This window comes from Microbacterium sp. (genome assembly GCF_052102115.1).
Lineage (GTDB): Bacteria > Actinomycetota > Actinomycetes > Actinomycetales > Microbacteriaceae > Microbacterium.
This window is the reverse complement of sequence record NZ_JBQDVP010000034.1, coordinates 1-18,533: the sequence shown is the minus strand read 5'-3', so window position 1 is coordinate 18,533 and position 18,533 is coordinate 1. Positions and strand designations below refer to the sequence as shown.

General features: G+C 67.2%; 18 protein-coding genes and 1 tRNA gene. 9 read left to right on the top strand and 10 right to left on the bottom strand.

The annotated features are described in order from the left end of the window. The 5 genes from ACTICP_RS11080 to ACTICP_RS11060 all read left to right on the top strand — a co-directional run bounded on the left by ACTICP_RS11080 (position 1) and on the right by ACTICP_RS11060 (position 6,899). Entirely contained in the window at positions 1-1,011 is a 1,011-nt protein-coding gene (locus ACTICP_RS11080) for an Fpg/Nei family DNA glycosylase (protein ID WP_441892340.1), read from the top strand. Positions 1,012-1,054: 43 nt separating this feature from the next. Next, positions 1,055-2,560, top strand: a complete 1,506-nt coding sequence (locus ACTICP_RS11075) for an alanine/glycine:cation symporter family protein (protein ID WP_441892339.1) — start codon at positions 1,055-1,057, stop codon at positions 2,558-2,560. Between the two features lie 9 nt (positions 2,561-2,569). Next, positions 2,570-3,214: an FMN-binding negative transcriptional regulator gene (locus ACTICP_RS11070; protein ID WP_441892337.1), complete on the top strand. Its 645-nt coding sequence runs from the start codon at positions 2,570-2,572 to the stop codon at positions 3,212-3,214. Next, complete coding sequence (locus ACTICP_RS11065; protein WP_441892335.1) at positions 3,211-4,689, top strand: amidohydrolase; 1,479 nt, start codon at positions 3,211-3,213, stop codon at positions 4,687-4,689. Before ACTICP_RS11070 ends, ACTICP_RS11065 begins: the two co-directional genes overlap by 4 nt. A gap of 92 nt (positions 4,690-4,781) precedes the next feature. Beyond that, a complete protein-coding gene (locus tag ACTICP_RS11060; protein ID WP_441892333.1) occupies positions 4,782-6,899 on the top strand; it encodes an acyltransferase family protein in 2,118 nt (705 codons plus the stop codon). A 64-nt stretch (positions 6,900-6,963) separates the two neighbouring features. Here the strand turns inward: ACTICP_RS11060 and ACTICP_RS11055 are convergent, their stop codons facing one another. Continuing rightward, positions 6,964-7,449, bottom strand: coding sequence for a Dps family protein (locus ACTICP_RS11055; RefSeq protein ID WP_441892331.1), 486 nt, complete (start codon positions 7,447-7,449; stop codon positions 6,964-6,966). A gap of 140 nt (positions 7,450-7,589) precedes the next feature. Between ACTICP_RS11055 and ACTICP_RS11050 the strand changes: the two genes are divergently transcribed. After that, positions 7,590-8,129 (top strand): gamma carbonic anhydrase family protein, encoded by a 540-nt coding sequence (locus ACTICP_RS11050; protein ID WP_441892329.1) that lies wholly within the window; start codon positions 7,590-7,592, stop codon positions 8,127-8,129. A gap of 14 nt (positions 8,130-8,143) precedes the next feature. Next, a tRNA-Ile gene (locus ACTICP_RS11045) sits at positions 8,144-8,217 on the top strand. Between the two features lie 12 nt (positions 8,218-8,229). On the opposite strand, the gene ACTICP_RS11040 is transcribed toward ACTICP_RS11045, so the two are convergent. Both ACTICP_RS11040 and ACTICP_RS11035 read right to left on the bottom strand, forming a co-directional pair. Continuing rightward, the gene (locus ACTICP_RS11040) at positions 8,230-8,490 is read right to left on the bottom strand and encodes a hypothetical protein (RefSeq protein ID WP_441892327.1); all 261 of its coding nucleotides are present in this window, start codon (positions 8,488-8,490) and stop codon (positions 8,230-8,232) included. Then, entirely contained in the window at positions 8,490-10,487 is a 1,998-nt protein-coding gene (locus ACTICP_RS11035) for a DUF262 domain-containing protein (RefSeq protein ID WP_441892325.1), read from the bottom strand. Before ACTICP_RS11035 ends, ACTICP_RS11040 begins: the two co-directional genes overlap by 1 nt. Before the next feature lie 176 nt (positions 10,488-10,663). On the opposite strand from ACTICP_RS11035, the gene ACTICP_RS11030 reads away from it, so the two are divergent. Then, positions 10,664-11,437 (top strand): hypothetical protein, encoded by a 774-nt coding sequence (locus ACTICP_RS11030; protein ID WP_441892323.1) that lies wholly within the window; start codon positions 10,664-10,666, stop codon positions 11,435-11,437. 138 nt (positions 11,438-11,575) lie between these two features. Further along, positions 11,576-12,079: a DUF3145 domain-containing protein gene (locus ACTICP_RS11025; RefSeq protein ID WP_441892321.1), complete on the top strand. Its 504-nt coding sequence runs from the start codon at positions 11,576-11,578 to the stop codon at positions 12,077-12,079. A 100-nt stretch (positions 12,080-12,179) separates the two neighbouring features. Here the strand turns inward: ACTICP_RS11025 and ACTICP_RS11020 are convergent, their stop codons facing one another. The 7 genes from ACTICP_RS11020 to ACTICP_RS10990 form a co-directional block, all read right to left on the bottom strand. Then, complete coding sequence (locus tag ACTICP_RS11020) at positions 12,180-12,644, bottom strand: ASCH domain-containing protein (protein ID WP_441892319.1); 465 nt, start codon at positions 12,642-12,644, stop codon at positions 12,180-12,182. Next, complete coding sequence (locus ACTICP_RS11015; protein WP_441892317.1) at positions 12,644-13,885, bottom strand: beta-ketoacyl-[acyl-carrier-protein] synthase family protein; 1,242 nt, start codon at positions 13,883-13,885, stop codon at positions 12,644-12,646. The genes ACTICP_RS11020 and ACTICP_RS11015 overlap by 1 nt, the downstream gene beginning before the upstream one ends. Before the next feature lie 68 nt (positions 13,886-13,953). Further along, positions 13,954-14,202, bottom strand: a complete 249-nt coding sequence (locus ACTICP_RS11010; protein WP_147038765.1) for an acyl carrier protein — start codon at positions 14,200-14,202, stop codon at positions 13,954-13,956. A gap of 68 nt (positions 14,203-14,270) precedes the next feature. Continuing rightward, the gene (locus ACTICP_RS11005) at positions 14,271-15,278 is read right to left on the bottom strand and encodes a beta-ketoacyl-ACP synthase III (protein WP_441892314.1); all 1,008 of its coding nucleotides are present in this window, start codon (positions 15,276-15,278) and stop codon (positions 14,271-14,273) included. Continuing rightward, on the bottom strand, positions 15,275-16,228 hold the full coding sequence (locus tag ACTICP_RS11000) for an ACP S-malonyltransferase (protein WP_441892312.1): 954 nt from the start codon (positions 16,226-16,228) through the stop codon (positions 15,275-15,277). Before ACTICP_RS11000 ends, ACTICP_RS11005 begins: the two co-directional genes overlap by 4 nt. Before the next feature lie 94 nt (positions 16,229-16,322). After that, positions 16,323-17,522, bottom strand: coding sequence for a PucR family transcriptional regulator (locus ACTICP_RS10995; RefSeq protein ID WP_441892310.1), 1,200 nt, complete (start codon positions 17,520-17,522; stop codon positions 16,323-16,325). Between the two features lie 31 nt (positions 17,523-17,553). After that, positions 17,554-18,533 (bottom strand): transketolase-like TK C-terminal-containing protein (locus ACTICP_RS10990; RefSeq protein ID WP_441892308.1); only part of this gene is annotated, 980 nt, incomplete at its 5' end.

Here is an 18,533-nt window from a genome sequence, read left to right as displayed (position 1 = left end):
ATGCCTGAGGGACACTCCGTACACCGGATCGCACGGCAGTTCGACCGGAACTTCATCGGCAAGACGCTGCATGCGTCCAGTCCGCAGGGGCGTTTCATCGAGGGGGCGGCCATCCTCGACGGACGCGAGGCCGTGAGCGTCAAGGCGGTCGGCAAACAGATGTTCCTCGAGGCTGAGGGAGACCTCTGGCTGCGCGTGCACCTCGGCCTGTACGGCGCATGGGACTTTGCCGGTGAGATCCTGCTCGACCCGACGATCGCATCGGCGAACGGTCGGATGGGGCAGACGAACCAGCGCGGCACAGATCTCGAGGCGCCAGACGCGGAGCCGATTCTGGATGCTGCCGGCGAGAACTCGCTGACGTCCATCGGCGCCCCGCGTCGCACCCGGGTGCATGTGCGGATGTCTGAGCAGACCAAGGGTCTCCAGGACGAGGGCTCGGAATGGCCCCCGCTGATCGTCGGTCAGGTGCGGCTGCGCTTGATGACCGATATCACGGCCGCCGATCTGCGCGGCCCGACCGCGTGCGTGCTGCAGACCCCCGATGAGATGCTCGCGACGGTGGCGAAGCTCGGCCCCGATCCGCTCGTGGGCGATCCGGTCGAGAACGAAGAGAGATTCGTCAGCGCCGTGCGCAAGAAGGGCACGGCGATCGCGCTGGTGCTGATGGACCAGTCCGTCGTCAGCGGGATCGGCAACGTCTATCGTGCTGAGATGCTGTACCGGGCACGGCTGAACCCGCACACGCCGGGCAAGCAGGTGCCGGAAGAGGTCGTACGAGACCTCTGGCACGACTGGGTGCGCCTGTTGGCGATCGGGGTCGAGACCGGTCAGATGATGACGATGGACGATCTGTCACCCGAGGACTACCGTGCTGCAATGGCCAGTCGCGATGACCGGCACTGGGTCTACCACCGGGCAGGGCTTCCCTGCCGGGTGTGCGGCACGGAGATCGTGCTCGAAGAGCTCGGCGCACGGAAACTTTACTGGTGCCCTCGCTGCCAGGCATGACTAATGTGGTTCCATCGACTGCACCGACGCAGACAGGAGCATCATGGACCTCACCGGGTTGCAGACCGCGCTCGAGACATTCAGCAGCTGGATCTGGGGGCCGTGGTTCCTCATACCGCTGCTGCTCGGCACCGGTCTCTATCTGACGATCAGGCTGGGCGGACTGCAGTTCATCCGTCTCGGCGCCGGCCTGCGTCTCGGACTCTTCACCCGGAAGGATCCGGGTTCTGACGGCGACATCTCACAGTTCCAGGCGCTGACGACAGCGCTGGCGGCGACGGTCGGCACCGGCAACATCGTCGGCGTCGCAACGGCGATCGGGATCGGCGGACCCGGCGCATTGTTCTGGATGTGGATCACCGGTCTGCTCGGCATGGCCTCGAAGTATTCCGAAGCGTTCCTCGGGGTGCGCTTTCGCACCACGGATTCCGCCGGTGAGAAGAACGGCGGACCGCAGTACTACCTCCAGCGCGGCATCCGGGGGCCGGTCGGCAAGATCCTGGGGCTCTCGTTCGCCATCTTCGCCGTGATCGCCTGCTTCGGCATTGGCAATATGACCCAGGGCAACTCGATCGCCACCAACCTCGAGTCGAGCTTCAACGTTCCAACCTGGATCACGGGCGTCGTGCTGACGATCTTCGCGCTGAGCGTGCTCGTCGGCGGCATCAAATCGATCGGCCGCGTGACCGCCGGTCTCGTTCCGATCATGATCGTGTTCTACGTGCTCGGGGCGATCTACATTCTCATCGCGAACGTCGGAGCGCTTCCGTCCGCGTTCGCGCAGATCTTCACCGAGGCGTTCACCGGCACCAGCGCCGTCGGCGGCTTCGCCGGTTCGGTCATCATCATCGCCGTGCAGTACGGCGTGGCTCGCGGCATCTTCTCGAACGAGTCGGGCATGGGGTCGGCGGCGATCGCCGCAGCGGCTGCGAAGACCAGCCACCCGGTGCGTCAGGGCTTGGTGTCGATGACGCAGACCTTCATCGACACGATCATCGTGGTGACCTGCACCGGCCTGGTGATCATCGCCACAGGCACGTGGAACCAGATCGATCCCGAAACCGGGGAGCAGCTGAGCGCGGCGCTCATGACGGCCGAGGCCTTCTCGCACGGGCTGCCGGGTGACTGGGGGCACATCATCGTGACGCTCGGGCTCGTACTCTTCGCCGGCTCCACGATCCTCGGCTGGTCGTACTACGGCGAGCGCAACATCGAACGCCTCCTCGGGAGGCGGGCGGTGATGCCGTTCCGCATTCTGTTCTCCGTCGTCGTGTTCATCGGCTGCACGGTGCAGCTGGGGGTCGTATGGGCGTTCTCGGATGTGATGAACGGGCTGATGGCCCTGCCGAACCTCATCGGCCTGCTGGTGCTGTCGGGACTGGTGGCGCGCGAGACGCGGCAGTATCTGAAGCACGACCCGAAGCTGCGCGCGACGCGGGAGGAGATCGATGCCTTCATGACCGGGACTCCGGGGTGGAACGAGTGGAAGACCGAGACGATCCCGGTGGTCGCCTCGAAGCGTCGCAGACCTGATCGTCAACGGTCGTAGGCTGAGGGGATGCGTCAGAACCCCAGTTTCACGTTGGCCGATGTCGTCGAGATGCGCCGTGTGATCGAGCAGAACCCGTGGGCGACGATCGTCAGCTCGGCCGATGAGGGACAGGTGGCGTCGCACTACGTGATGATGCTTGACGACGAGCGCGACGACCTCACGATCGTCGGGCACGTCGGGCGTCCGGACGACCTGATCCACGGCATGGGGGAGCGCGAGCTGCTCGTCGTCTTCCAGGGCCCGCACGGATACGTGTCGCCCGGCTGGTACGGCCCCGACACCCCGGCCGTGCCGACGTGGAACTACATCGCCGTGCACCTTGCCGGGGTGCCCGAGATCCTGAGCGATGAGGAGAACCTGCGCGTGCTCGACCGGCTCGTCGAGCGCTTCGAAGGTCGGCTGCCGGACCCGCGCCTGATGTGGGAGCGTCCGAACGACGACGCGTTCGTCCGGCGTCTCGCTGCCGGGACGGTGGGATTCCGGCTCACGCCGACGCGCGTGGTGGCCAAGCGCAAGCTGAGTCAGAACAAGGATGCCGCGACGGTCGAGAACGTCATCGCTGAGCTGCAGAGCGACGGCGTTTACGCGAATCCCGCCCTGGCCGACGAGATGCGCCGGGCACAGGATGCCCGCCCCGGACGGACGGCATGACGGCAGTTGACGACGCTGTCGCGGTGATCCGCGGCGTCCGCATCGCCGGCCCAGGACGTGAACATCTCATTGACGATGAGCCGGTCGATATCCATCTCGAAGGCGACCGGATCGTCGACATCGCACCGACGGGGGCGCTGCCAGCGCGAGGGGCGATCCTCGAAGGTGACGGCGCGTGGGTCGTGCCGGGGATGTGGGACAGTCACGTGCACATGCTCCAGTGGTCCCTCGCAGCCGAACGCGAACAGCTCGGTGGCGCATCGTCGGCGTCGGAGGCCGCCGCCCGCATGTCGACGGTCGCGGCTCTCGCTGATGGCCGTCGCATCGGAACCGGCTTCCGCGATGCGCTGTGGCCGGATGATCCGTCGCTCGCCGTCCTGGATGCCGCGACCAGTGGCGTGCCCACCTATCTCGTGAACGCCGATGTGCACAGCGTCTGGCTCAACACCGCCGCCCTGCGCCGGGAAGGTTTCGCCTCGCCCGACGGGATGCTGCGCGAAGAGGACGCGTTCGAGATCTCCCAGCGTCTGAACGCCGTGGATCCCCTGCACGGTGATCGTGCCGTGGCGACAGCGGGTCGAGCTGCCGTGGCCCGCGGTGTCACCGGGTTCGTCGATTTCGATATGGCGTGGAATGCCGATGCCTGGGCGCGGCGCGCAGCCTCCGGATTCCGGTCGCAGCGCGTGGAGTTCGCGGTGTACCCGGCCGACCTGGCCCGCGCGATCGCCGCCGGCCTGCGCACCGGCGACGCACTGGGCGATGGTGCAGGGCTCGTGCGCGTCGGCTCGCTGAAGGTCATCACCGACGGCTCCCTGGGCACCCGCACGGCGGCGTGCACGCATCCCTATCCGGAGGACGACACTGACCGCGGCGTGCTCAACGTTTCTCCGGCCGAGCTCGTCGATCTGCTCACGGAGGCGACCGGTGCGGGGCTCGCGGCGGCGATGCATGCGATCGGTGATCGTGCGGTCTCGTCCGCACTCGATGCGGTGACAACGACGGGCGCGACCGGCACCATCGAGCACGCGCAGCTCGTCAGGCATGCCGACATCGCGCGGATCGCGCGCCTGGGACTCGCGGCGAGCGTGCAGCCGCAGCATGCCCTCGACGATCGCGACCTCGTCGACGGCTACTGGGCGGCGCAGACATCGCTCGGGTACCCGATGGCATCGCTGCTGCGCGCCGGTGTCGAGCTGCGGCTGGGATCCGATGCCCCCGTGAGCCCGCTCGACCCGTGGCAGGCGATGGCGGCGGCTGTGCATCGCACAGACGATGACCGGGAACCCTGGCATCTCGAGGAGGGGCTGACGATCGATAAGGCGATCGCGGCGAGCGTCCGGGGCGCCGTGCGGCCGGGGGAGCGCGCCGACCTCGTGGTGTGCGGCGCCGACCCGCGCTCGACACCGGCTCCGACGCTGGGCAGCATGCCGGTGCTGGCGACGGTGCTCGCGGGGAATCTGATGCACCTCGCCTGATCGCCTTCAACCTCAGGTTGAAGGTTCGCGCATCCTGGCCGTGGTGCGGAGCGGTTTCACAGGTTCGCGGGCGCACCAGGTACCGTCATAACGTGACATCCGCTCCACAGACGCCCTCGCTCTCCCGTGCCCAGCTTCGCCGCGATCGGTCACCGGAGCACGCCGCATCCAGCCGCTTCATCCCGCACGTGCAGGGCCTGCGAGCCATCGCCGTTCTCTTCGTGGTGCTTTACCACTTCTGGCCGGGGCGCCTGAGCGGCGGCTACGTCGGCGTCGACATCTTCTTCGTGATCTCCGGCTTCCTGATCACCGCTCATCTCGCCAGAGAGCTCACGTCGACCGGGCGGGTGAACCTCGGCCAGTTCTGGGCGCGCAGAGCCCGGCGTCTGCTTCCCGCATCGCTGCTCGTGCTGCTGTTCTGCGCGATCGCCGCCGCCCTGCCTTTCCTCACGCCCACCTCGGCGATGCCTGCCGAGATTCGTGAGATCCTCGCCTCGACCTTCTACGTCGAGAACTGGTATCTCGCGTTCAACTCCGCCGACTACCTCGCACTCTCGGGCGACCCGACGACCGTGCAGCACTACTGGTCCCTGTCCTTGGAAGAGCAGTTCTACGTCATCTGGCCGCTGATCATGCTGCTGGCCGCCTGGATCGCCGTGAAGTGGTTCCGCGGGGCGCGCCTGCGCGCCGCGGCGATCGCCATCGGCATCGTTTCGGCCGCATCGTTCATCTTCTGCGTCGTCTACACGATCAGCGACCCGGCCCCGGCCTACTTCGTGACGATGGGCCGCATGTGGCAGTTCGGTGTCGGAGCTCTCATCGCCCTGGTGCCGCGGCTGCGCGTCAGCAACCCGCTCGGGAGCTTCATCCTCGGCTGGGCGGGCATCATCGCCCTGCTGTACACGGCGTTCACATTCGATGCGCAGACCGTCTTCCCCGGCTACATGGCGCTGTTGCCGACGCTGGGCGCGGCGGCCATCATCGCCGCCTCCAACACCGAACGCTGGTGGTACCCGACGCGACTGCTCTCGATCCCGCCGATGCGGTTCACCGGCGACATCTCCTACAGCCTCTACCTGTGGCACTGGCCGCTCATCGTCATCGCACCCTCCGTGCCGTTCTGGGGCCTGACGATCTACCACCGTGTCGCGCTGCTGGGCATCTGCTTCGTGCTGGCCTGGCTGACCAAGCGTTTCGTGGAGGACCCGGTCCGCTCCTGGAAGCCGCTCACCACGCGCCGACCACGGGTGACGCTGTGGGCCTCGCTGGGCGCCATGGTCCTCGTCGGCGCCGTAGCAGCCGGCGGTTGGGCAGCGAACGCCACCTCATACGAGCAGGGCGTTCAGGCGATCCAGGATGCGCGCGAGAACCCCGCGGAGTGCTTCGGTGCAGCCAGCGTGCTCGACGAATCGTGCGCGGGCATCGGACCAGACACGATTCTGCCGGCCCCGGGATTCGCGGGTGCTGACAGTCCAGACGAGCCGCAGTGCTTCATTCAGCTCAACGACTCGCGACCGGTGTCCTGCGAGTTCGGGTCGGATGATCCGGACGCTCCCCGTGTCGCCCTCGTCGGCGACAGCCACGCCTATCAGCTGCTGCCGACGTTCGAGGGCATCGCCGAGCGCGAGGGCTGGCATCTGACGACCTATTTCAAGGGCGCCTGCCCCTGGAACACGACTCCGCTGGCGACGGGCGGTTCATTCGGCGAGGCGTGCGACCAATGGCGCGACGGCGTTGACCAGCAGCTCGCCGACAGCGAGTTCGATGTGGTCTTCACCTCCGCAATCTCGAACACGCCGTACTCGTCGGCCGGCCACGACTCATCGTTCGACGCCGCCGTCGCCGGCTACAGCGAAGCATGGTCGTCGATGACCGACCGCGGGATCCCCGTGCTGACCGTCGTCGACAACCCGGTCTGGGAGACCGACCCCAACAAGTGCCTGCGTTCGCGCGACGCATCCGAATGCTCCGGTGCGCGCTCCGAGCTGCTCGTCGAGAACGATCCGCTGCGAGATGCTGCCGATGGCACCGCCGGAGTCACGCTGTTGGACTTCACCGAGGTCTTCTGCGACGCGGACACCTGCGCCCCGGTCGTCGGAGGCGCCAACGTGTACCGCGACCAGGACCACCTGACGGTGACCTTCGCCGACAGCCTGGCGCCCCAGTACACCGCGGCGCTGCGCGCGGCGATGGAGACCGGCGTCCAGTAGGACAGACGCAGAGAGGGAGGGCGCCGGATCAGATCCGGCGCCCTCTCTCTGCGTGGGTGCTTGTCTACTCGGCGATGTGTGCGAGGAGGAACCAGCGGTCCTTCTCGAGCCCGCGCATGATCTCGATCGCCACGTCCTGGCTCGTGAGATCGACCTCGTCGAGGCCATCGATCGCGGCCTTGGTGTCGACGAGGATCGCGTCGATGTCGGCGATCACGTTGCGGATGAGGTCGCTCGACTGTGCGAAGCCGGCCGGAACCTCGGAGCCGGCACCCTTCTCGGCGACGGCCGAGACACGGGCGTCGATCGGCAGCCCGAGGGCGACGATGCGCTCTGCGGCGGTGTCGGCGAAGGCGCCGGCGTGGGCGACGATGGTGTCGAACAGCTCGTGCACCCCGACGAAGTTGGCGCCGCGGACGTGCCAGTGGGCCTGCTTCGTGCTGATCGTCAGGGCCTGCAGGCCGAGGACGACGGGGGAGAGGAACTGTGCCGCTGCGGCTGCCACGGTCGGGTCGCTGGCGGTGGTGGGAACGGTCTGCGCCTTGGTCATTTTCTTCCTCCAGAACGGCTATCTTGATGCCTGATGGATATAACGCTACTCAGCCTCAGACATTCCGCAAGCAAGCTGAGGCTGGGCTAATCGAGCCGTGGATCCCCGGAATCACGCGGAAGTCAGGGTAGTCTCACCTCATGAGCATCTCGTCGTCAGCATCCGTTCTCGCCCTCGCCGATGCCTCTCCACGCATCGCAGAAGACGCCTTCGTCGCCGACGGCGCGCGCATCATCGGCGAGGTGACCCTCGCGTCACAATCGAGCGTCTGGTACAACGCTGTGCTGCGCGGCGACTCTGCTGGAATCGTCCTCGGCGCTGGCAGCAACGTGCAGGACAACGTCTCTGTGCACGTCGACACCGGGCACGGCGTCACGATCGGCGAGAACGTGTCGATCGGGCACAACGCCGTCGTGCACGGCTGCACGATCGGTGATGGATCGCTCATCGGGATGGGATCGGTCATCCTCAGCGGTGCCGTGATCGGTCGTGGCTGCCTGATCGCCGGCGGTGCCGTGATCCTCGGCGGCACCGAGATCCCGGACGGGTCGCTGGTGGCAGGGGTCCCGGCGAAGGTACGACGACAGCTCACCGACGACGAGCGCGCCGATCTCATCCGCAACGCGGAGATCTACCACGAGCATCTTCAGGAGCACGAGGGAGCAGTACCGCTCCGATAGAGTGGAATCCGTACGGGGCGGTGGCCAAGCTGGTCAAGGCAGCGGGCTCATAACCCGACGATCGTGGGTTCAAGTCCCACCCGCCCCACTCTGAACTCCGCTACAGCGGGCGGGCTGTGATGGCCTCGGCGCCGAGGTCGCTCCGGGCCGTGCGCAGACACTTGGTGCACAGCAGTTCGACCGTGCGGGGGTGATTCTCACCGCAGGTGCAGTCGATCGTCACCCGCCACTTGGCGCGGCGGCCGCACGGCGCGTAGGCCTCGTCGTCGCCGTGGTCGCATTCGCATTCGAGAGGAGCGTCCTCGTTCCAGCTCAGAGCGATCGCGTCGAAGGTCAGGTCAACGGGGGCATCCTGTCGCATCACATCACGTTCCCGATGTACGAGTACTTCACGAAGACCTCGGCAGAGATCCCCGACTCCTCCAGCACGCCCTGCAGCGCGTTCATCATGTAGTTCGAATCCCACCCCATGTACAGGAACGTGTCGTCGCCGAGGACATCCCACTGGCCCTTCCACGCCATCTCCGCGTAGATCGGGCCGCCGTGCGCGGCGCTGTAGGCGAGAGCCGCCGGCCGGTCATCCGTCCACGCGCGCCGGAACACTCGATTGAACAGCGCCCGGACATCCTTGACCTCCCAGTGCTCGCCGCGGTACTCGACATAGTCGAACTCGCGGTCCCAGCCTGCCGGCCAGCCGCGCCGGCGCACGGCATCCAATACGGGCGTCAGACCGTCATCATCGATTTCGGGGAGCGCGGGCCGTGCCCAGATCTGCAGGAGGGATGCTGTGAGGCGCTGGGTGCGCTCGGAGATGGCCGCTGTGCCCCACGAGGGCGCCGAGGCGAGCGCCCTGGTCTCCGCGACGGAGCTGCGTGTGTAGGCGCCTGTCTGCTTGTCGGGGAACGAGGCGCCGAACACGCGCTCGGTGAGTGCCGACTCCAGCAGAGTGAGATTGCCGAGAGTGGGGGCCAGAGCACGGTGGCTGTTCTGTTCGTCCTCGGAGTACTCGGTCCACGGCCGCGCACCATCACCGGACCAGGTCTCGCCGGGAAGCAGCGGCACGATGTGCTCGATGTCGTAGTCATCGGGGTCATCGACGTCCTCGAGGCGACCGAGGACGTACGCGGCGTGGGGGAGTTCGACGTACTTGAGCACAGCGCTGACCCGCTCGTCCGACGGGGTGATGCGGGCGAAGGCGCGCATGAGCGAATCGCGCCCCTCGGTGCGGGCGCGGCACAGTCGAGCGATGAGACGCTCCGGCGGCAGGCCGACCAGCGCACGGCGCAGATACAGCGCCTGGGTCCATTCCAGCGTCTCGACGAGTTCTTCGCGGCTGATCAGCCCGCGGGCATGATCGCTGTAGACGCTCATCGCCAGCGGGTACGCGGCTCGCCCGAAGGTGCTGATGTACTCGAGCTGACGGCGGATCTCGGCATCCGTCTCGAGGGAGGGATCGAGCAGGATGCCGTAGATTTCGGCGTAGTGGCGCCAGATCTCGGCATCCGCCTGCAGATGATCGACGTCCACGCTGGGGAAGGAGCGGCGGAAGGCGGCGTACACGCCGTGCTCGCCGTCGGCGGTCACTTCGCGCCCCGTGGTCATGACCAGGTAATGCCGCCAGAACGCGCCGATCATCTCGCCGGTGTGGCGTTCGATGGGCAGCCAGAAGCGCGCCTCGACATCCAGCTGCTCGGCATGGGTGAGCCCCATGAGGATGTAGTTGTGGATGAGCTCGTGATCGCGCAGCGGTTCGCCGGTGGAATTCAGGCTCTCGAAGATCTGCTGGGCGTTGGCCTCCGCGCGGAGCGTGATCGACACGTGCTCGAGGCGCTGCAGGCCGCGCCAGATGCGGGCGGCCTCGTCGGCGTGCACCTGGCTCCGGAAGAACGCGTAGTTGTCGTCGAAGCGCGATTCGCGGTCGGCATTCTGATCGCGATCGAGCACGACCGACTCGTAGAGGTGCGCCCAGGCGTCGTGGGGCCGCAGTTTCGTGCGCGCGGGGTCGTCAGCGCGCACGAGCACGCGTTCGAGTTCTGCGGCCATGCCCGGGTCGGTATCGCGCACAGTGTGGTGAAGCGCAGCGACCAGCAGCATGATCGTGGTGATGCGCTGCTGTCCGTCGATGAGGATCAGATCGGTCTCGGATGAATCCTGGGCGGAGAGGATCGATCCGATGAAGTGGCGGTGCGCAGCATCCTGCCCGGCGACGGCACGGATGTCTGCGAGCAGTCGTTCGCAGCCCCCGATATCCCAGCGGTACTGGCGCTGATACACCGGCACGACGATGGCGGTGCCCGGAGCGGAGAGCCACTCGATGGTGCCGACGGCGTGCGCTTCGACGTTCGTGGCGGTTGCCATGTTGCTCGCTTCTGCTCCTCACATCGGCGGCACCGGTCGCTCCGCCGAATTCGAGTCTAGTCCGGCGCGAATCGCATGGCCGCGTCCTCGGGAACGTGGCGCACCCGCTGTTAGGCTTGCCTTATCAGGGCCTGTTAAAACGTGCTGGCCCCCGATGAAAGGACATGACTCGGATCATGGCATATATCAAATCCGCTGCTCTCGAAGACAAGGGATTCGTCGTCCTCGACAGCTACAACCAGGAGCTCGACCCCAAGGAATGGCTCGACATCGAGTACAACGACTGGAAGTCCTCGGGTGACACGCGCTTCGCGCCGTTGGCCAGTGCCAAGGGCGAGATCGAGTGCAACGGCTTCTGGAACCACAAGCCGCCGCGCACCGACAAGGACGGCGTCTGGATCCCGTCGCAGACGGAGAAGGCTCCGAACCTCACCCGTCGCGCGCAGGAGCCGGGCGCGAACGTCGGCCGGTGCCGCGTCATCGAACTGCAGCCGACCCCGTACGGCGAGTGCCTCTACAACCTTCACCAGGACGACAACAACCGCCTCAACCCCGACGGAACGGGCTGGGTGGTTCGCGGATTCTTCAACCTGACCGATGACAAGGACAGCTTCTTCGTGCTGCGCGAGAATCGCACCGACCCAGCTGGGGAGGTGCGCCTCGCGCTGCCGGCCGGCGCCCAGCTCATCGTCGACACGCAGCGCCTGTGGCATGCCGCGACTCACGTCGGATCCGAGCCGCGTTACAACCTCATCACCTCGTGGACGTCGGGCCCCGAGCTCGACGCCTACATCGAGAAGTACAACGGCACCGATCAGGTTGAGAATTACGAAGTCCCGCAGGACGTGCTCGAGGCCGGCTACGCCGAGCAGGCCCGTAAGGACGCTGCCCGCGCCGCGTACTACGCAGCCAAGGGCCAACAGGTCAAGCAGGCCATGAGCGAGGCGTAAGCGTCGCGCTGGAACCCGCCGAATGACAGGCTTGTTATTCGGCGGGTTCTGGGTCATAATCGCGGTATAACCGCATAGAAACGCCACTCTCGTGGAACAGGTCGTAGGGGAAGACGCACCTGATGAAACGGAGAGATCATGGCGACGGCTTACGCACGCGGAGTGGTGTACATCCACTCCGCTCCTCGCGCGCTCTGCCCGCACCTGGAATGGGCGGTCGGGCGCGCCATCGGTCGTGCGGTGAACTTTGACTGGGCCGACCAGCCCGTGCTTGAGGGATCCCGCCGTGCCGAGTTCTACTGGGATGGCCCCGTCGGCACGGGAGCCGCTCTCGCGACCGCGATCCGCGGCTGGGAGCACCTGCGCTTCGAGGTCACCGAAGATCCCACTCCTCGCAGCGACGGCGGTCGCTGGCTGCACACGCCCGACCTCGGCATCCACTACGCTCAGGCCGACGCCGCGGGCAACATCGTCATCGGCGAGGACCGTATCCGGTACGCGATGGAGATCGCCGCCGGCAGTGCCATCGAACTCCAGCGCGAACTCGACGTCGCGCTCGGCTCCGCCTGGGATGAGGAACTCGAGCCGTTCCGCCATGCCAGCGACGACGCCAGCGTGGTGTGGCTCCACAAGGTCGGGTGATCCTCACCGCGCACAGGCTCGGGGCGTCGGGAGGCGTCAGTATCGGAAGCCGGTGATGATCCCGGCAGCTGAGAACGCGAATCCCGCGCCCCGGATGCTGTCAGCAGGCACAAATGACGCGGAACTGCTCGCACAGCACCGGCATGTCCGGTTCGAAGCCGCGCGGGTTCTCGGAATGCTCGCGCCAGAAGAGCTCATGCGCTTCGCGCCAGTAGCCGAGCGTGCGATCCCCCTCACCCTCCGCGTGTGCGTGCTCCGCGGTCACCCGGTCGAACGGAACGATCGCGACGGAGGTCGTCTCGATGACGGCGCGCGGCGTACTGGCGCTGTCGAGGATGATGCTGAGGTCGCCTGCTTTGGGGAGGGGATCGCCGGTGGCTTCGTAATCCCAGAGTGCGGATGCCGTTGCAGTCTTGGTGCCGACGAGCACCAGGGCGAGCAGACTGTCGGCGTGCTCGGGGGTCGCACCGAATGCCCATGCCTCGGGGCTCGACGGCGGCAGCTCGGGGTGAGCGGCACGCGCCGCGTCCCAGAACACGGCGAGGGCGTCGGCGTCCGAGGCCATCAACCGTCGTAGTCGGTGAATGCCGCGACGGCGTTGTGACCGCCGAAGCCGAACGAGTTGCTGATCGCGAGCTGCGGGCCATCACCCAATGGCTGGGAGTCGCCCGAGACCAGCAGCGGGATCTCGGGATCCTGCGTGCTGATGTTGATGGTCGGCGGTGCGATCCGCTCGCGGATCGCGAGCACGGTGTAGATCGCCTCGAGCGCGCCGGTGCCGCCGAGCAGATGCCCGGTGGATGCCTTCGTCGCGGAGACCGGGATCTCGTGCACCCGGTCGCCGATGACATTGCGCAGTGCGATGTACTCGTTCGGATCGCCCACCGGCGTCGACGTCGCATGTGCGTTGACGTGCGTGATCTCGTCCGGGGTGCGACCGGCTGCTTCGAGGGCGAGTCGCACGGCGCGCTCGGCTCCGCGGCCCTCGGGGTCGTTCGCGGTGATGTGGTACGAATCCGCTGTGACGCCGCCGCCGACGAGTTCGCCGTAGATCTTCGCTCCGCGCGCCTTCGCGTGCTCCTCGGTCTCGAGAATGAGCACGCCGGCGCCCTCGCCCATGACGAAGCCGTCTCGGTCGACCGAGTACGGACGCGACGCTGTCGCCGGGTCATCGTTGCGCCGGGAAAGCGCCTGCATAGAGGCGAAGGATGCCACGGTGATCGGGTGGATCGCCGACTCGGTGCCGCCGGCGATGACGACATCGGCGAGACCCGCCCGCAGATGCTCGTGGGCGTTCACGAGCGACTCGGTGCTGGAGGCGCATGCGGACGCCACCGTGCGGGCGAACGCGCGTGCCTGGAAGTGGAGGGAGAGGTTGCCGGCTGCCGCATTGGGCATCAGCATCGGAACCGTCATCGGCATGACACGCCGCGGTCCCTTCTCGCGCAGCGTGTCCCACGCGTCGAGCAGGGTCCACACGCCGCCGATGCCGGTGGCGAAATCGACGCCGAGGCGGTCGGGGTCGACGTCGGGGGAACCGGCATCCTCCCAGGCCTCCATCGCAGCGACCATCGCGAACTGCGACGACGGGTCGAGGCGCTTGGCCTGCGGACGTGCCAGCACGGTTTCGGGGCGCACGATCGCCTCAGCCGCGAAGGTCACCGGGAGTTCGTACTCGGCGACCCAGTCGTGTTCGAGCGTTCGGCCGCCGGACATGCCAGCGAGCAGGTTGGACCAGTTCTCGGGAGCAGTGCCGCCGATCGCGGAGCTGGCGCCGATGCCGGTGACGACGATGCGCTTGGTCATGTGCGTGTGGTTCCTTATCGGGAAAGGAGGTGCCACGGCGCCGTCAGCGCGGTGGCACCTCTCGGGAATTACTCCTGGCCGGCGACGATGAAGTTCACGGCGTCCGCGACGGTCTTCAGGTTCTTGACCTCGTCGTCGGGGATGGTGACTCCGAACTTCTCTTCGGCGTTGACGACGATGGTCATCATCGAGATCGAGTCGATGTCGAGGTCGTCGGTGAACGACTTCTCGAGGGCGACCTCGGAGCTGTCAATGCCGGTCTCATCGGTGACGAGCTCGGCGAGGCCGGCCAGGACCTCATCGTTGGTGAAAGCCATGTGGATTTCCTCTTTCTTGCGGGTTGTGTTCGGAACCGTTGCCCATTCTAGGGAACGGCGTGCGTGGTTCAGGGGAGGACGACGACCTGCGCCGCGAAGACGAGACCGGCGCCGAACCCGATCTGCAGCGCGAGACCACCCGACACTTCGGGATGCTCGGCCAGCAGACGGTGGGTCGCGAGCGGGATGGATGCCGCTGAGGTATTGCCCGTGGTCTCGATGTCGCGGGCGATGATCGTCGTCTCGGGGAGCTTCAGCTGCTTGGCGAATTCATCGATGATGCGCATGTTGGCCTGGTGCGGGATGAACGCCGCGAGGTCGGATGCTTCGATTCCGGCGACATCCAGCGCTTCACGTGCGACCTTGGCCATTTCCCACACCGCCCAGCGGAAGACCGTCGGGCCCTCCTGACGAAGTGTCGGCCAGGGGACGTCGCCGCCACCGTCGCGGTATTCGATGAGGGTGCGGTTCATCGTCACCACGTCGGCCTTCGAGCCGTCTGACCCCCACACCACGGGGGCGATCGCGGGCGTGTCGCTCGGTCCGATGACCACGGCTCCGGCGCCGTCGCCGAGCAGGAAGGAAATGCTGCGATCGGTGGGGTCGACGACATCGGAAAGCTTCTCGGTGCCGATCACGAGTGCGTAGTGAGAACTACCCGCTCGGATCAGCGCGTCAGCCTGGGCGATGGCGTACGCGTATCCGGCGCAGGCCGCGTTGGAATCGTACGCCGCAGCAGGGTTCGCGCCGACCCGATCGGCGACGACAGCCGCAGCCGACGGCGTCTGACGCATGTTGCTGATGGTCGCAACGATCACGAGATCGATGTCGGATGCCGCAACGCCGGACTTCTCGATCGCCTCGGCTCCCGCGATCGCGGCCAGGTCGACCGCGCTGGTGTCGCTGTTAGCGCGCATGCGAGTGATGATGCCGGTGCGCTGTCGGATCCATTCGTCACTGGAATCGATCGGGCCGACCAGGTCATCGTTTGGCACGGCATTCTCACCGCGCGCGGCACCGTACGAGAGGATGCGGGTGTACTGCGGACCGGTGGCCTGCTTGAGGGTGGCGGTCACTTCGACTCTCTCCGTTCGCTCAGTACATCGCATGCTGCGGCTCCGTTCAGCAGCTCAGCCGCTGCATCGAGATCATCTGGTGTCTTCACGGCGACGACCGGCGTGCCGCGCAGCCCCCGTTTGGCGAGCCCGGCGAGGGCACCTGCCGGGGCGAGCTCGATCATGCCGGTGATCCCCGCGTCGGCGAAGGAGGCCATGCACAGATCCCAGCGCACCGGCGACGACACCTGATTGACGATGAGGTCGAGAGCCTGTACCCCAGAGGTGACGACCGAGCCGTCACGATTGGTCCACAGCGTGGTCGCGGGGTCGTTCGGAGTGAGATCGGCGACAGCGGTGCGCAGGGCGTCGACGGCTGGTGCCATGTACTCGGTGTGGAAGGCGCCGGCCACTTGCAACGGGATCACGCGGGTGCCCTTCAGTGGCTCCTCGGCCAGGGCGGCGAGGGCGGGCAGGTCCCCGGCGGCGACGATCTGGCCGCCGCCATTGTGGTTCGCCGGCGTCAGTCCGAGCTCGGCGAGGCGGGCGAGGACGGCCTGCTCGTCACCGCCGACCACAGCGCTCATGCCGGTCGGGGTGCGAGCCGCGGCATCCGCCATCGCACGTCCGCGGACGCCGACGAGGCGCATGGCCTGCTCCGCCGAGATCACAGCGGTCCCGACGAGGGCGGCCAGCTCTCCGACGGAGTGGCCCGCGACGCCGTCGGGCGCGCGTCCGGCGTGCTGCATGACCGCTTTGGCGGCGATCAGCGATGCCGCAACGATGAGCGGCTGGGCGATGCGGGTGTCGCGGATCGTGTCGGCATCGGACTCGGTGCCGTGCAGGACGAGGTCCACCTCAGCGGCCTCGGAGTAGGCGGCGAGGCTCTCGGCGACGCCGTCGAGTTCGAGCCAGGGCGCGAGGAAGCCGGGGGTCTGTGAGCCCTGTCCAGGGCAGGCGACGACAATCACCTCATCAGTCTGCCAACGATCGGGGCGAAACGGTGGATGTACCCTCACAAGATTCGTCGTTTCGTTTGTGCGTGGCGTACAGCGTCAGGGACGGCTAGCGTGAGCGCCGCGCGGTGGGGCGGCGACGGACGGTGTCGGTGGTGCCGATCGAACCGAGAATGAGCGAGGTCTGCAGGATCAGTGCCTCACGCGGGCCCGTTGCATCCCAGCCGATGACCTCGCTGACGCGTTTGAGGCGATAGCGCACCGTATTGGGATGCACGAACAGCTCGCGGGCGGTCGCCTCCAGCGAGCGGCCATTGTCGAGATAGCTCCACAGTGTCGTCACCAGGTCGGTGGAGTGCGCCTGCAACGGCCGGTAGATCCGGTCGATGAGGGTCTGCTTGGCGAGCGGATCGCCGGCGAGCGCGCGCTCGGGCAGCAGATCGTCTGCCTCGACGGGGCGGGGAGCGGTGCGCCAGGCGCGGGCGACGGCGAAGCCGGCGAGCGCCGCACGGGCACTCTGACCGGCATCCACCAACGCTGCGACGGGCGGACCGAGCACCACGTAACCGGTGCCGAAGGACGGCTCCAGGCGGGCGGCGATCTCTTCGAACGCGAGGTCGTCGTCGAGCTCTTCGCCTTCGCGGCCGGGCACCTGGGCACGGCCGAGTACGAGCACGAGACGGGATCCCTGCACGCCGATCAGCACGTCGACCGACAGTTTGCGTGCGGTGCGGCGGACATGATCGACGTCGAACTGCGGGGGAGTCGTGCCGACGAGAACGCAGACCTCCCCATGGCCATGCCAGCCGAGGGCGGCGATTCGGCTGGGCAGCTCTTCGTCGGCCTCACCCGTGAGGATGGAATCGACGACCAGCGCTTCGAGCCGGGCATCCCACAGTCCGCGCGCCTCCGCGGCGCGGGCGTAAACGTCGGCGGCGGCGAACGCCACATCCCGCGAGTACAGCAGAATCGCTTCGCGCAGCATCTCACCCTTGCCGGCGATGCGCTCCTCGGTGACCTCTACCGTGACACGGATCAGTTGCAGGGTCTGCGTCAGGCTGACGCTGCGCAGCAGTTCGCGGGGAGCCGCAGCGAAGATGTCTGCTGCGATCCACGGCGTCGATGTCGGGTCGTCGAACCACTGGATGAACGAGGTGATGCCCGCCTGCGCCACCAGACCCACCGCGGAGCGGCGGGCTGGTGGCATGTCGGCGTACCAGGGCAGGGTGTCATCGAGCCGCTGGATCGTCGCGGTCGCGAGGTCGCCTGAGACGCGACGCAGCCAGGCGAGCGTCGCAGCCTTATCCATCGGTGGACTAGACGATGTGGTCACACGCCGCTCAGCTCTCGCCGCCGGCGTTCCCGCTCGTACCCGCGTTCACGTTGTGCAGGTCGTACTTAGCGATCGCCTGGGCGATCACCGAGCGGTCGATGGCGCCCTTGTCGGCGAGGGCCTGGAGTGCGCGGACCACCATGGAAGGCCCGTCGATCTTGAAGAAGCGGCGAGCTGCGGCGCGGGTGTCTGCGAAGCCGAAGCCGTCTGCTCCCAGCGTGTAGTAGTCGCCGGGGATCCACTGCCGGATCTGATCCTGCACGGCGTGCATGTAGTCGCTCGTCGCGACGAACGGACCCTCCGCCGACTGCAGCTTCTGCGTCAGGTAGGCGGACTGCGGCTCCTCTTCGGGGTGCAGGAAGTTGTGCTCGTCGGCGGCAAGGCCGTCGCGGCGCAGCTCGTTCCAGCTGGTCACCGACCACACATCGGCGGTGACGCCCCAGTCGTTCGCGAGCAGTTCCTGTGCCTCGACCGCCCACGGCACACCGACGCCGGAGGCGAGCAGCTGCACGCGGGGCCCGTCGCCGGTGCCCTCGGAGACGCGGTGAATGCCCTTGAGGATGCCATCGACATCGACGTCCTCGGGTTCGGCGGGCTGCTTGAGCGGCTCGTTGTACACCGTCAGGTAGTACATGACATCGGGATCGGGGTGCGATCCGCCGTACATCCGCTCGATGCCGGCCTGCACGATGTGCGACACCTCGTAGCCGTATGCCGGGTCGTAGCTCACCGTCGCCGGGTTGGTCGATGCCAGCAGCGGCGAGTGCCCATCCGCGTGCTGCGTGCCCTCACCGGTGAGCGTGGTGCGCCCGGCAGTCGCGCCGATCACGAAACCGCGCGCCATCTGGTCGCCGGCGGCCCAGAAAGCATCGCCGGTGCGCTGGTAGCCGAACATCGAGTAGAAGATGTAGATCGGGATCAGCGGCTCGCCGTGCGTGGAGTACGAGGTGCCCGTGGCGGTGAACGCCGCGGTGGCGCCGGCCTCGT